The following is a 12,402-nucleotide window of genomic DNA, read 5'->3' as shown; positions in this document are numbered from 1 at the left end:
GCGGCGGGGTAGGGCAGTCTGGTGGTCCGCAGGGTCGGGACGGCGGCCGCGAGGCCGGTACGGAGGGGGACGGACAGTGACAACGGGCAGCGTGGGCAAGGAAGTCGGGGACGGCACCGAGGCCGCCGGGCGGAGCGCGGGCACCCCGCTCGACCGGGCGCGCCGGGCCGTACGGGACCTGCTGCGCGCGACGGCGCTGGCCGGGTTCGCGGTGCCGCAGCTGCTGCTGCTCGTCGCCGCCACGGTCACCGCCGTCCTGCTGGGCGCGGGCCTCGGCGTCCTGCTGGTGCCGGCGACCGTCCTCGCCGTCCGGGCCCTGGCCGGCCGCCGCCGCACGCTGGCCGCCCGCTGGTCCGGCGTCGCGGTCCGCGAGCCGTACCGGCCGCTGCCGCCGGCCGAGCCGGGCCTCAAGGGCGCCTGGCAGCGCTGCCGGGCCCTGCTCGGCGACCCGGCCACCTGGCGGGACCTGCTCTGGCTGCTGGTCGACCCGGTGATCGGCTTCACCGTGGCGCTGTTCCCGCCGGCCCTGGTCGCCTTCGGCCTCTTCGGCCTGCTGCAGCCCTGGCTCTGGGAGCCGATCGCCTCGGCCGACGGCAACACCTGGTACTGGTGGGTGCACGTGACGGACCCGGGCAGCGCCCGGATCGCCGTCCTGCTCGCCGTCCCGACCCTCCTGGCCGGTCCGGCGATCGCCCCCGGCGCGCTGCGCGGCCACACCGCGCTGGCCGGGGCCCTGCTCGGCCCGACCGCCCGCGCCGAGGCGCTGGCCGCCCAGCGCAAGGTCGTCCACCTGACCGAGACCCGGCGCGACGCGCTCACCGCCCAGGCCGCCGAACTGCGCCGGATCGAACGGGACCTGCACGACGGCGCGCAGGCCCGGCTGGTGGCCATGGGGATGAACCTGGGCGTCGCCGAGCGGCTGGTCGAACGGGACCCGCAGGCCGCGAAGCAGCTGCTCGCCGAGACCCGCCAGGCCTCCGCCACCGCCCTCAACGAGCTGCGCGACCTGGTCCGCGGCATCCACCCGCCGGTCCTCGCCGACCGCGGACTGGCCGACGCCGTACGGGCCCTGGGCATGGACAGCCCGCTGAACGTCACGGTCACCGCCGACCTGCCCGGCCGCGCCGAGGCACCGGTCGAGTCCGCCGTCTACTTCGCCGTCTCCGAGGCCCTGACGAACGCCGCCAAGCACGCGGGCGCGAGCCGGGTCGACGTCCAACTCTGGTACCAGGACGGCACCCTGAAGGCCCAGGTCACCGACGACGGCACCGGCGGCGCCGACCCCTCGCGCGGCACCGGGCTGCGCGGCCTGGAACGGCGGCTTGCTACCTTCGACGGCGTCCTGGCCGTCCGCAGCCCGATCGGCGGCCCCACGACCCTGACGATGGAGCTGCCGTGCGAGTTGTCCTCGCCGAGGACCTCTTCCTCCTGAGGGACGGACTGGTCCGAATGCTGGAGGCCTACGACTTCGAGGTCGTGGCCGCGGTGGACACCGGACCGGCCCTCCTGGAGGCCCTGCTCACCGAGCGCCCGGACGTGGCCGTCGTCGACGTACGGCTGCCCCCGACGTTCACCGACGAGGGCCTCCAGGCCGCCCTGGAGGCGCGCCGGCGGATCCCCGGGCTGCCGGTGCTGGTGCTCTCCCAGTACGTCGAGCAGCTCTACGCCAAGGAGTTGCTCGCCGACGGCACCGGCGCGATCGGCTACCTGCTGAAGGACCGGGTCTTCGACCCCGACGAGTTCGTGGAGACGGTCCAGCGGGTGGCGGCCGGCGGCACCGCGCTCGACCCGCAGGTGATCGCCATGCTGGTCGGCAGCAACGAACGCAACAAGCCGCTGGACCGCCTGACGCCGCGTGAGCGCGAGGTGCTGGGCCTGATGGCGGAGGGGCGCTCCAACGCGGCGATCGCCGAACGGATGGTGATCACCGAGCGGGCGGTGAAGAAGCACACCGCCAACATCTTCCTCAAGCTCGACCTGCCGCCCTCGGAGGAGGACCACCGGCGGGTGCTGGCCGTGCTGGCCTTCCTCCAGGTCGCGCCCTGAGCCGTCCTCAGTCCTCGGCGCCCTGGGTCGTGGTTCCCTCGGGCACGGTCTCCGCGGCCACCCAGTCGAGGTAGCCCGGACTGCCGCCCGTCACCGGTACGGCGACCAGCTCGGGCGTCTCGTAGGAGTGCCGCCCGGCCACGAACGCGCCCAGCCGGTCCACGAGTTCGGCCCTGGTCTTGAGGTCGATCCGCCACTCCTCGGCGTCCTGCACCTCGCCGTCCCACCAGTACACCGACCGTACGGGGTACACCTGGGCGCAGGCCGCCAGCCGCTCCCGCACCACGGCGGACGCCAGGGCCCGGGCCCGCTCCTCGCTCTCGTGGGTCGTGGTCACCACGACGAAGCGCCGCTCACTCGCTGTCATGCGCCGACGGTACCCCGGGACGGGTCGGCCGAATTCCCGTTGCCCCGGCCGGACGGCGGTTGCCACGATCGGCCGATGACGACCTTCACCGGCCCCGACGGCACCCGGCTCGGCTACCGCGTGCTCGGCCGGGGCGAGCCGCTGCTCGTCCTCGCCGGCGGCCCGATGCGCGACGCCGCGTACCTCGGCGACCTCGGCGGCCTCGGCGGCCTCTCCGCGCACCGCGCCCTGCACGTCCTCGACCTGCGCGGCACGGGCCGCTCGGAGCGCCCGGCCGACCCGGCGGACCACCGGGTCGACCGGCAGGTGGCGGACGTCGAGGCCTTCCGGACCCACCTCGGACTCGACCGGGTGGACCTCCTCGCCCACTCCGCCGGCTGCTCGCTCGCCACCCTGTACGCGCTGCGGCACCCGGAACGCACCGGTCGGCTGGTGCTGGTCACGCCCAGCCTCCGGATCTTCGGCAGCACCTCCTCCGAGGACGACTACCGCGAGGCGGCCGAGGCCCGCGGCCTCGCCGAGCAGGAGTGGTACCCGGCCGCCCGGGCCGCCGTCCGCACCGCCTTCGCCGGCGGCGCCGCCGACCCCGACGCCGTGGCACCGCTCTTCCACGGCACCTGGGACGCCGCCGCCCGCGCCCACGAGGCCGATCGCACCGCCCAGAGCCACCCGGAGGCCGCCGCGGCCTACCACGGCGGCGGCTTCCAACCCGCCGACGTCCGCGCCGCCGTGGCCGAACTCGCCTCCCCGGCACTCCTGTTGGCCGGCGAGTACGACCCCGACCCGAGGCCCGGGGCGGTCCGCGCCACGGCCGCGCTGTTCCGCCACGCCCGTACCGCCGTCCAGCCCGCCGCCGGCCACTACCCGTGGCTCGACGACCCGGCCGCCTTCACCCGTACGGTGGCCGCCTTCCTCGCACCCTGAAGCGACGGGCCGCACGGACGGCCCCACCCCCGTCCCCGCCAACCCGCGAGGCCGCCGGGTCAGTCCCGGCGGGCGGTGTGGACGGTCATCGCGGAGAGGTAGAAGGCGTCCGGGCGGTGCAGGATCCCGGTGGGGGCGTCCTCGTCGAGCAGGGCGTCCAGGGTGGCCCGGTCCTCGGTGTCGAGCTGTTCGGCGAGCCGGTCGCGCAGCCGGGTCAGCTGGACGTGCAGGTAAGCGCGGACCGGGCCGGCGAGCGGGGCGGGGTGGTCGACCAGGAAGGTGCGGGTGCCGGTCGGGGTCAGCCCGGCCCGCCCGAGCATGGCCGGCCAGTCCTCGATCTCCTCGGTGCTGTCCGGCAGTTCGGCCCGCATGGTGGTGAAGCCGTCCTCGTGGGCGGCGTCCATCCTGGCCTGGAGGCCGGGCCGGCCGAGGCCGAAGTCGCGCGGCAGGTAGCGCGCGGGCAGGCCGCGTTCGGCGACGGCGAGCAGGCCGCCGGGCCGCAGCGCCCCGGCGAGCGAGGTGAGCGCGGCCTGCTGGTCGCCGAGGTGGTGGATGGCGTTGCCGGACCAGATCAGGTCGGCCTCGCCGAGCTTGTCGAACTCGGCGGGCAGGTCGGCCTGTCGGGTGCCGAGCCGGCCGCCGGAGCGGACCCGGGCACGCTCCAGCAGGGCGGCCGACTGGTCGACGGCCACCACCTCGGCCGCCGGGAAGACCTCCGCCAGCAGTCCGGCGATCACCCCGGGCCCGCTGCCGACGTCGAGGACCCGCCGAACCGCGCCCTCGCCGTGCAGGCCGAGCAGCCACCGCCCGGCCTCGGTGACGGCGTCGGCCCGCAGGTCGCCCTCCAGCTCCAGGTGCGCGGCGAGCGCGTCCCAGTCGAAGTCGGCGGCGGGGACGTGCCCGTGGGAGTGCCCGTGGGACGGGCCGTGGGAGTGGGAGTGGTCGTGCTGGTGCGCTGACATCAGGGTTTCTCCGATCGTGGGTTGACGAAAGCTTCCCCGCTCAGGCGGGCACGGCGGCACCGGACGCGCGGTACCGCACGACGGCCCGCTCGACCTCCTCCGCCGCGAGGTCGTGGTCGAGCGCGAAGGCGGCCGCCGCGCCCATCCCGGCGGCGGTGACCACCTGGGCGCGCGGGTCGGCGACGTTGCCGACCGCCCAGACGCCGGGGAGGCTGGTGCGGCCGGTCCGGTCGGTGGTGACCCAGCCGTTGTCGTCCCGGGCACAGTCGAGGCCGAAGAGCAGCGCGTCCCGGGGCACCGGCTGCGGGAAGACGAACACCGCCTCGCGCGGCACCACCTGCCCGTTGGCGAGCTCGACGCCGCGCAGCCGCCCGTCGTCGGAGACCAGGCGGACGATCCGGCCCTCGACCACCCGGACGTCCCGGGCGGCGAGCCGTTCCCGCTCGTCGTCGGTCAGTGCGAGGGTGTGCGCGAGCAGCACCACGTCCGCCGACCACTGCCGCAGCAGCAGCGCCTGGTTGACCGCCCCGGGGCCGGTGCCGAGCACGCCGAGCGGGCGGTCGCGGACCTCCCAGCCGTGGCAGTACGGGCAGTGCAGCACATCCTGGCCCCACCGCTCGACCAGGCCGGGCAGCTCCGGCAGGCCGTCCCGCAGCCCGGTGGCGACGACCACCCGGCGTGCGTGCAGCACCGGCCCGCCGGCCAGGTGGACCACGAAGCCCGGCGCCGCGGACCCGGCCGGACCGGCACCGGCATCGGCATCGGCACCGGCGGGCTCGATGTGCTCGACCCGGGCGTCGATCAGGTCCGCCCCGTACCGGGCGACCTCCTCCCGCCCGACCGCCAGCAGCGCCGCCGGGGGCATGCCGTCCCGGCTCAGGTAGCCGTGCATGTGGGCGGCGGGCGCGTTGCGCGGCTCGCCGGCGTCCACCACCGCGACCCGGCGCCGGGCCCGGCCCAGCACCAGCGCGGCGTTCAGCCCCGCCGCTCCGGCGCCGACCACCACCACGTCGTAGCGCTCGCTCTCCCTGCTCCCGGTCACCCCGGCTGTCCTGGTCGTCCCGGTCGTCTCGCCCATGGCGCTCACCTCCACCGCCAGGCTGCGGCCCACCCCACCGGATCGGCAAGCAATGTTGCCGCCTCAGCAAACCCCGGCCCCGAGCCGACCCCGCCCTCAGCCCACCTCGGCGGCCCGCGCCCCCGTCCGCCGCCAGTACGACCGGGCGGCCACCGCCAGCGCGACCCCGTACCCGGCGAACCCGCACATCCCCACCCAGGCGACCTCCAGCGCGCTCTGCTCACCGGCGAACTCGCCCAGCCTGATCCGCGTCACCCCGGCGGTGCACAGCCCCAGGTAGCCGACCCCGACCACCCCGTACGGCGCCAGCGTGGCCGCACCCAGCAGGGCCGGGGTGAGCGGCAGCCAGCGCGGCACCCGGCGGCCGCGCAGCGGCAGGGTCCAGCGCGGGAAGACCTGCCCCCACGGACGGACCAGCCCCCAGAGCAGGAACACCCCGAGCAGCGCCAGCAGCATCGTGCCGTCCAGTCCCCAACGCTCCAGGGCGAGCCAGAGCCCGGAGGAGCCGTTGCGCACATAGCTCGCGTACATCCGGTCACCGCTGATCCCCGCGAAACTGCCGCCGAGCGCCCAGACCAGCTTCATCAGCACGTACGGCACGAACGCCAGAGTCCCTGTCCAGGCGGCGAGTTGGACGAGCGGTGGAGCCGCCGTGGGAGCCGGCGCGGCCTGCCCGGCCCGGCCGGCACGGGCACCGGGCCGCAGTCCCAGGGCGGCCCTGGCCAGCAGCACCGCCCCCAGCGCCGCCAGGGCGCGCCCCACCGTGTCGGGGACGCTGTCCACCCGCTGGCCGAACACCAGCGTCACCAGGTCCATCAGCAGGCTCCAGGCCCCCACCGCGGCCGCCCCGCAGAGCAGCCACAGCAGCCGCTGCGGCCGCACCGGTTTCCGGCGCGCCACCAGCGCTCCGGCGACGGCCGAGAGCAGCCCCACGCCGGCCACCACCCACCCCGGCCAGTGCGCGCCGAACAGCGCCGTCCCGCTCAGCCCGCACCCCGCCCCGAACCCGGCGTACCCGAGCCCCCAGCCGGCCACCGCCCACCCGCTTCTCACCATGCCGCCAGGCTCACCCGCGCCACCCGCCCCGCCCCTCCCCCGGCACGGTGATCCCCCTCCCCCACCCGGGGGAGCCCGCACCACGCGCAGCGGATATCACTCCAACTCGCAGTCCCTGACGCACAACTGAGCCAGCACCAGGGGAACAACCCCATGCGAGGCTTCATCGGCAGCCTCGACCACGACGACCGTGCCCGGACCACCGGTGCCGCGAGCCTCCCCAGCGACCCGCTCGACGGCCAGCCCGGCGATCACCGGCCCGCGCACCGTGGACCACGGTGCCACCATCGTCCTGCCCGGCCTCGACGACCAGCCGGGACGGGAAAGCGTGGCACAGTGTATTGCGGCGCGATACACTGTGCCATGAAGACCATCACGCAGCGCGAACTCGCGGCGCGGTCCAAGGCCGTACTCGACGACGTCGAAGCCGGCGAGATCTACCACATCACCCGCAACGGCACGGAGATCGCCGAAGTCCGACCGATCAGCAACCGCCGACGGTTCGTCCCCGTGGAAGAGCTCCAGCGCAAGTGGCGGAGCGCACCCGCCGTCGACGCCGCACAGCTGCGGGCCGAGGCCGACACCTTCTACGGCGACGAGGACCGGGTCGAGGGCAGCGGCGACCCGTGGGAGCGCGCGTGAGCGAACGACGCCAGTGCGGCCTGCTCGACACCTGTGTGGTGATCGATCTGCCGCAGATCGATCCGGAACTCCTGCCGTTCGAGGTCGCCGTGCCCTCGGTGGTGCTGGCCGAGCTCTCCCAGGGTGTCGCCATGGCCAAGGACCCAGTGCAGATGCTGGCCAGGGCCCAACGGCTGGCCGACGTGGAGGCGGAGTTCACCGCCCTCCCGTTTGACCGTGAGGCCGCCCGGCGATTCGGAACACTGATCGCACTCACGATCCAGGCCAAGCGCGACCCCCGCCCTCGCCGCATGGGCCTGATGATCGCTGCCACCGCCGCCGCCCACGGCCTACCGCTCTACACCCGGAACGCGGACGACTTCATCGGCCTGGAGCAGGGGATCGAGGTCATCGCGGTATAGCCGCTCCGACCGGGCCACCCCGCCCGGCCGTGGTGGCCGGGCGGGCCGGGGCTCATCCCCTCGGGGCGGCGAAGCAGTGGACGGTGACGGTGCGGCCGGAGGCCCACCGCTGGTCGCCGCTGCCGAGGTGGGTCCAGCCGAGGCGGCGGTAGAGGGCCACGGCGGCGGTGTCGGTGGCGAGGACGTCGAGCACGGGGTGCAGGCCGAGCGCCCGCGCGTGCGCCACGGCGCAGGCCAGCAATCGTGCGCCGATGAGGTGGCCGCGCGCCGTGGGGGCGACGTAGAGGCGGCCGATCACGCTGGTGAGCTCCGGGCGGCCGCCGGTGCGGTGGCCCCACAGGGCGGGGGCGAGGTCGTCCGGGGTGCTGCGGGCGAGGCCGACGTGTCCGGCGAGCCGGCCGTCCGACTCGGCGATCCAGGCGGCGAGCTGGCCGTCCGGGGTCAGCCAGGCGGCGGGGCGGTCGGGCCAGTCGGCGGGATAGCCGTCGGCCGCGTGGACGTCGCCGAGCACCCGGACGCAGTCGGCGAGGTCGTCGGCGCGGCGCGGTCGGACCAGCACCCCCGCTCCGGCCTGCCGTGAGTGGGACGCGACGACGGTGGCGCGTTCTTCGAGGTCTGCCATGCCGGTACGTTACCGGCCGGGCCTCACCGTCGCAGCAGGTCGACGACCCCGGTCAGGTCCTCCTCGCCACCGCCGATCTCCAGCCTGCGCTCCATCAACCGGAAGTACGGCTCCAGCAGTTCGGCGCTCACCCCCTGCTCCTCGGCGGTGCTCAGCAGCGTCTGCCGGCCGGCCACCTGCATCGCCAGGTTGGACACCACGCCCTGGGTGTAGTCGCCGCTCTCCAGCTGCTCCGCGGTCCTGGCCACCGAGCCGGACATCGCGGCGAGCCAGCCGCCCAGCAGCGGCGCCAGCTCGCTCGGTGCCACGGCCTCGCCGCGGACCAGTGCGAAGGCGTGCGCGATCCCGGCGAGCATCCCGTACATCCCGCTGAGCAGCGCCACGTCGTGCAGCGCCGCGTACCCGGCGTCCGCGCCCACGTACCGGGTGCCGGCCGGGACGGCGAGGGTGGCCCCGTGCTCCTCGAACAGCTCGGACGAGCCGCTGTAGAACACGTACGCCCCGGTCGCCGGGACGCCGATCATCGGCGGGACGGCCATGATCCCGCCGTCCAGGTAGCGGGCGCCGCGCTCCTCGGCCCAGGCGGCGCGGACGCGGGCCTGCGCGGGGGTGCTGGTGACCAGGTTGACCAGGTCCTTGCCGGTCAGGTCGACGCCGTCCAGCGCCTCCGGCACGGAGGCGTCGTCGAGCAGGCAGACGACGACCAGCCGGTTCGCGGCGACCGCCTCCGCGGCGGTGGCGGCGACGGCGGCACCGCGGGCGGCGAGCCCCTCGGCGCGGGCGGCGGTGCGGTTCCAGACGGTCAGCGGGTGCCCGGCGGCGAGCCAGGCCCCGGCCAGCGCGGTACCCATCGCGCCGAGGCCGAGCAGGGTGAGCGGGGTGGACGGGGAGAGTGGAGTGGAGGGGGTCTCGGACGCGTTCTCAACGGGGTTGGTTGCCATGGCAGTCAGCCTCCGCGCTGCCCCCGGAAACGATCAAGTACGCACTTCGGAGTGGGTGGTTACCCTGGGGTCAGTATCCAGGTCGGAGGTTCGGAAGGGGTGGGCATGGCGACCGTGCCGAGGCCGGGGGCGTACATCTGCGGGACGGACGCCGCGATGGACGTGATCGGCGGCAAGTGGAAGGTGTCGATCCTCTGGGCCCTGGGCGAGCGCCCGCGCTGCCGCTTCGGCGAGCTGCGCCGGCTGCTGCCGGGGATCACCGAGAAGGTGCTGGCCGCGCACCTGCGCGAGATGGAGGCGCACGGCATCGTGCACCGGGAGGCGTACGAGGAGGTGCCGCCGCGGGTCGAGTACGCGCTGACCGAGGCGGGGCACCGCCTCAACACGGCGCTGGGGCCGCTGGGCGCCTGGGGCCGGGAGCACCTCCTGGGCGGGGCGCCGTACCCGGCGTAGCGCGGCCGCACGGGGCGCCGCACCCAACGTGGCGCGGGCCCTACGCGATCGCGGCCGACACCACCGCCGCCACCGCGATGTTGCAGGAGGCGGACACCCACACCGCCGGGTGCGGCTCCGGCTCGACCAGGATCGCGCCGAGCTTTCCCGGCGTCAGCAGGTCCACCAGCCAGAACGCGACGGCCATCAGCACCAGCCCGAGCAGGCCGTAACAGGCCGTCGACAGCAGGCCCTTGGCGAAGTCGGCGTAGGTGTACATGATCGCGGTGAAGACGATGCCGCCGATGCCGAGCAGCGCGGAGCTGAGCAGGACGGCGGCGTTGCGGTTGCGCTCGACCCAGATCTGGTGGCCGAGCCTGCCGGGCGTCAGCAGGTCGACCAGGCCGATGCCGAGGAGCAGCAGCACCACGCCGAGGGCGCCGTAGGCCGCCGCCGCACCGAGCCCGTGCAGGATGTCGTTCATCGTGGTTCCAGCCCCCGGTCCGCTCACGCCAGCCCCCGACCGGCTGGTCAGGGCCCCCGACCGCCTTGGTCAAGGGTTGGCAAAAGATACCCCACCCGGGTGAGGGGCGGACCGGGATCCGGAAACCGGGGACGGGTCAGTCGTCCTCGTGCACCAGGTGGTCGACGCAGGCCGCGACGGCCAGCAGCAGGCCGGTGTCCGCGCCGTCGGCGATCTCCACCCCGTAGGTGTCCCGGATCCTGAACCACTTGCGGCTGATCCGGGCCAGGTCGTCGCCGTGCTGGTTCTCGATCCGGTAGTCCTTGTCGATCAGGTTGCCGTGGATCTTCAGCTCGCCGCCGGAGGCCAGCTCCACCAGGTACTTGTCCCGGAACGGGGTGAACAGCTTGTCCCGGACGGTGGCGACCACCTCGCCGTCGGCGTCCTCGATCTTCATCGCGTCGCGGACGGTGAGCATCTTCTCCTTCACCACCGCGACCACCCGCCCGTGCGCGTCCTTCAGCTCGAAGGTGTCCCGCAGCCGCAGCACCTTGCCGTCCACCAGGTACGCCTTGCGGCCCCGGTCGTCCTCGATCCAGTAGTCGTCGCCGACCGCGAACAGCTTCTCCCTGACCAGGTACCGCACGTGCGACCTCCTCGTGTTGACGTCCGCCCCATTCGACCCCGGACCCCCGGCCGCGGGAAAGCACCGCCACGGAACGGCCGACCGGAAACCCCGTCGCACAACGGCCCCCGATCCCCTTCAATACGGCCATGCACCCTGACCTCACCACCGCCGAGCTGCGCAGCGAGCGCCTCGACCTGCTGCCGATCGCCCCCGGGCACGCCGAGGAGCTGGCGGCCGCGCTCGCCGACCCGGCCCTGCACGCCTTCACCGGCGGCCGCCCGGCCACCGTCGAGGAGCTGCGCGCCCGCTGCGCCCGGCTCGCCGCCGGCTCCCCCGACCCGGCCGAGGCCTGGGGCAACTGGGTGCTGCGGCTGCGCGCCGACGGCGCCCTCACCGGCTACGTGCAGACCACCGTCCGCCCCGACGGGGCCGAACTCGCCTGGGTGGTCGGCACCCCCTGGCAGCGCCGCGGCCTGGCCACCGAGGCCGCCCGCACCCTGCTCGCCCACCTCACCGCCGCCGGCGTCACCACCGCCCTCGCCCACATCCACCCCGACCACCACGCCTCCGCCAGGATCGCCACCGCCCTCGGCCTGCGCCGCACCGCCCACACCCAGGACGGCGAGACCCGCTGGCAGGCCGACCTCACCCGGCCGTAACCCCTCGTGGCCCGCGCGGTCACCATGCACTGGTCAGATCCTTGCGGCCCTCAGAGTTGATAAGTTCAATTAGCCACTGATGGCATGTATCAACTCTGGGGAGAGCGACGTTGGCAGGACGAGGCAGGCCCAGCCGCAGTACCGTCTACAACCGACTCGCCGGCGCGCTGACCGAGCTGAACGAGCGCTTCGGCGGACTCCCCAGTCCCCGAGAAGCCCAGGAGATCTGGGACGACATCTGGCACCAGGAAGCACACCACTCCACCGCGCTTGAGGGCAACACCCTGGTCCTTCGCGAGGTGCAAGCACTCCTGGACCAGGGTCGAGCCGTCGGAGCGAAGCCGCTCAGCGAGTACAACGAGGTCCAGGGCTACGCTGACGCCGCCCGCTGGGTCTACGGCCAGGCACTGGAACCGGACGCTTGGCATGACGGCCGCCTCGTTACCCTCAGCGAGATCCGCCATATCCACCACGCGGCGATGACCCCGGTCTGGAACGTGGCACCTCACCCGGACGCGAGCGACCGTGAAGGCCCCGGCAACTTCCGCGAGCACGACATCGCCCCCTTCACCGAAGGCATGACGCCGCCACGCTGGCCGCTGGTGCCGGCACAGGTCGAGCAGTGGGTTACCGAGGTCTGTGCTCTTGGACGGCTGATCGAGGAGAGCACGGATCTCGACCGGCCCCTCCCCGAGGAACTGGCCAGGATCCACAACCAGTTCGAACGAGTCCACCCGTTCCTCGACGGGAACGGCCGAACCGGTCGACTCGTCATGAACCTTGTCCTCGTCCGCCTCGGGTATCCACCGATCATCATCCTCAAGCGACAGCGGGACGCGTACCTGACCGCACTACGCAGGGCGGACGCGGGAGACTACGGCACCCTCGGCGAGCTGATCGCCCGGGCGATGGAGGACAATCTCAACCGCTTCATCGTCCCCAACGTGGCCGGCCCCGCGAGGATGGTCCCGCTCGCCGCACTCGTCGATGAAGAGCTGTCTCTCGCAGCGCTCCGGCAAGCAGCCCAGCGCGGTCGCCTGAACGCCGTGCAGGGCCCTGACGGAGTCTGGCGCTCGTCACGCAAGTCCGTCGCGGCGTACAAGGCCGCCAAACACCAGCGCAGGCCCCGCTCCACGGCATGACGCCCCGCCCTGGAATGCGGGCAGCGGGCGTGCGGTTTG

Annotated in this window: 16 protein-coding genes; 8 read left to right on the top strand and 8 right to left on the bottom strand. The window is 74.3% G+C overall.

Features of this window, described 5'->3' with window-relative positions:
• Positions 1-91 precede the first annotated feature (91 nt).
• Both ACFVXH_RS27860 and ACFVXH_RS27855 read left to right on the top strand, forming a co-directional pair.
• A complete protein-coding gene (locus tag ACFVXH_RS27860) occupies positions 92-1,432 on the top strand; it encodes a sensor histidine kinase (protein ID WP_387828269.1) in 1,341 nt (446 codons plus the stop codon).
• Positions 1,396-2,046, top strand: a complete 651-nt coding sequence (locus ACFVXH_RS27855) for a response regulator transcription factor (protein WP_049651080.1) — start codon at positions 1,396-1,398, stop codon at positions 2,044-2,046. Before ACFVXH_RS27860 ends, ACFVXH_RS27855 begins: the two co-directional genes overlap by 37 nt.
• A 7-nt stretch (positions 2,047-2,053) precedes the next feature.
• Here the strand turns inward: ACFVXH_RS27855 and cutA are convergent, their stop codons facing one another.
• The gene (gene cutA, locus ACFVXH_RS27850) at positions 2,054-2,413 is read right to left on the bottom strand and encodes a divalent-cation tolerance protein CutA (protein ID WP_387828266.1); all 360 of its coding nucleotides are present in this window, start codon (positions 2,411-2,413) and stop codon (positions 2,054-2,056) included.
• A gap of 75 nt (positions 2,414-2,488) precedes the next feature.
• Here cutA and ACFVXH_RS27845 point away from each other — a divergent pair, with 75 nt between their 5' ends.
• Positions 2,489-3,337 carry an alpha/beta fold hydrolase gene (locus tag ACFVXH_RS27845; RefSeq protein ID WP_387828263.1) on the top strand — a complete coding sequence of 283 codons (849 nt, stop codon included), beginning with the start codon at positions 2,489-2,491 and terminating at the stop codon, positions 3,335-3,337.
• Between the two features lie 59 nt (positions 3,338-3,396).
• Here the strand turns inward: ACFVXH_RS27845 and ACFVXH_RS27840 are convergent, their stop codons facing one another.
• The 3 genes from ACFVXH_RS27840 to ACFVXH_RS27830 form a co-directional block, all read right to left on the bottom strand.
• Entirely contained in the window at positions 3,397-4,299 is a 903-nt protein-coding gene (locus ACFVXH_RS27840; RefSeq protein WP_387828260.1) for a class I SAM-dependent methyltransferase, read from the bottom strand.
• Between the two features lie 40 nt (positions 4,300-4,339).
• Complete coding sequence (locus ACFVXH_RS27835; protein WP_387828257.1) at positions 4,340-5,377, bottom strand: NAD(P)/FAD-dependent oxidoreductase; 1,038 nt, start codon at positions 5,375-5,377, stop codon at positions 4,340-4,342.
• A gap of 96 nt (positions 5,378-5,473) precedes the next feature.
• The gene (locus ACFVXH_RS27830; protein WP_387828254.1) at positions 5,474-6,433 is read right to left on the bottom strand and encodes a hypothetical protein; all 960 of its coding nucleotides are present in this window, start codon (positions 6,431-6,433) and stop codon (positions 5,474-5,476) included.
• A 363-nt stretch (positions 6,434-6,796) separates the two neighbouring features.
• Here ACFVXH_RS27830 and ACFVXH_RS27825 point away from each other — a divergent pair, with 363 nt between their 5' ends.
• Complete coding sequence (locus ACFVXH_RS27825; RefSeq protein ID WP_387828251.1) at positions 6,797-7,075, top strand: type II toxin-antitoxin system Phd/YefM family antitoxin; 279 nt, start codon at positions 6,797-6,799, stop codon at positions 7,073-7,075.
• The gene (locus ACFVXH_RS27820) at positions 7,072-7,476 is read left to right on the top strand and encodes a type II toxin-antitoxin system VapC family toxin (protein ID WP_049651072.1); all 405 of its coding nucleotides are present in this window, start codon (positions 7,072-7,074) and stop codon (positions 7,474-7,476) included. Before ACFVXH_RS27825 ends, ACFVXH_RS27820 begins: the two co-directional genes overlap by 4 nt.
• Positions 7,477-7,528: 52 nt before the next feature.
• On the opposite strand, the gene ACFVXH_RS27815 is transcribed toward ACFVXH_RS27820, so the two are convergent.
• Positions 7,529-8,098: a GNAT family N-acetyltransferase gene (locus ACFVXH_RS27815; protein ID WP_079272023.1), complete on the bottom strand. Its 570-nt coding sequence runs from the start codon at positions 8,096-8,098 to the stop codon at positions 7,529-7,531.
• Positions 8,099-8,121: 23 nt separating this feature from the next.
• On the bottom strand, positions 8,122-9,039 hold the full coding sequence (locus tag ACFVXH_RS27810; RefSeq protein ID WP_387828247.1) for an NAD(P)-dependent oxidoreductase: 918 nt from the start codon (positions 9,037-9,039) through the stop codon (positions 8,122-8,124).
• 105 nt (positions 9,040-9,144) lie between these two features.
• Between ACFVXH_RS27810 and ACFVXH_RS27805 the strand changes: the two genes are divergently transcribed.
• Positions 9,145-9,492 (top strand): winged helix-turn-helix transcriptional regulator, encoded by a 348-nt coding sequence (locus ACFVXH_RS27805; protein WP_375877712.1) that lies wholly within the window; start codon positions 9,145-9,147, stop codon positions 9,490-9,492.
• A gap of 40 nt (positions 9,493-9,532) precedes the next feature.
• Here ACFVXH_RS27805 and ACFVXH_RS27800 read toward each other — a convergent pair whose 3' ends face one another.
• Together ACFVXH_RS27800 and ACFVXH_RS27795 are read right to left on the bottom strand one after the other, a co-directional pair.
• Positions 9,533-9,955 carry a DUF350 domain-containing protein gene (locus ACFVXH_RS27800; protein ID WP_074002038.1) on the bottom strand — a complete coding sequence of 141 codons (423 nt, stop codon included), beginning with the start codon at positions 9,953-9,955 and terminating at the stop codon, positions 9,533-9,535.
• 136 nt (positions 9,956-10,091) lie between these two features.
• Positions 10,092-10,580 carry an LURP-one-related/scramblase family protein gene (locus tag ACFVXH_RS27795; protein ID WP_387828244.1) on the bottom strand — a complete coding sequence of 163 codons (489 nt, stop codon included), beginning with the start codon at positions 10,578-10,580 and terminating at the stop codon, positions 10,092-10,094.
• Positions 10,581-10,708: 128 nt separating this feature from the next.
• On the opposite strand from ACFVXH_RS27795, the gene ACFVXH_RS27790 reads away from it, so the two are divergent.
• Positions 10,709-11,221, top strand: coding sequence for a GNAT family N-acetyltransferase (locus ACFVXH_RS27790; RefSeq protein ID WP_387828241.1), 513 nt, complete (start codon positions 10,709-10,711; stop codon positions 11,219-11,221).
• A 110-nt stretch (positions 11,222-11,331) separates the two neighbouring features.
• Positions 11,332-12,363 (top strand): Fic family protein, encoded by a 1,032-nt coding sequence (locus ACFVXH_RS27785; protein ID WP_380744201.1) that lies wholly within the window; start codon positions 11,332-11,334, stop codon positions 12,361-12,363.
• The last annotated feature ends 39 nt before the right edge of the window (positions 12,364-12,402 follow it).

Origin of the sequence: Kitasatospora sp. NPDC058184, from assembly GCF_042883725.1 — a bacterium.
Taxonomy (GTDB): Bacteria; Actinomycetota; Actinomycetes; order Streptomycetales; family Streptomycetaceae; genus Kitasatospora.
Note: the sequence above shows the minus strand (reverse complement) of the source record. Positions and strands in the feature narration are given on the sequence as shown.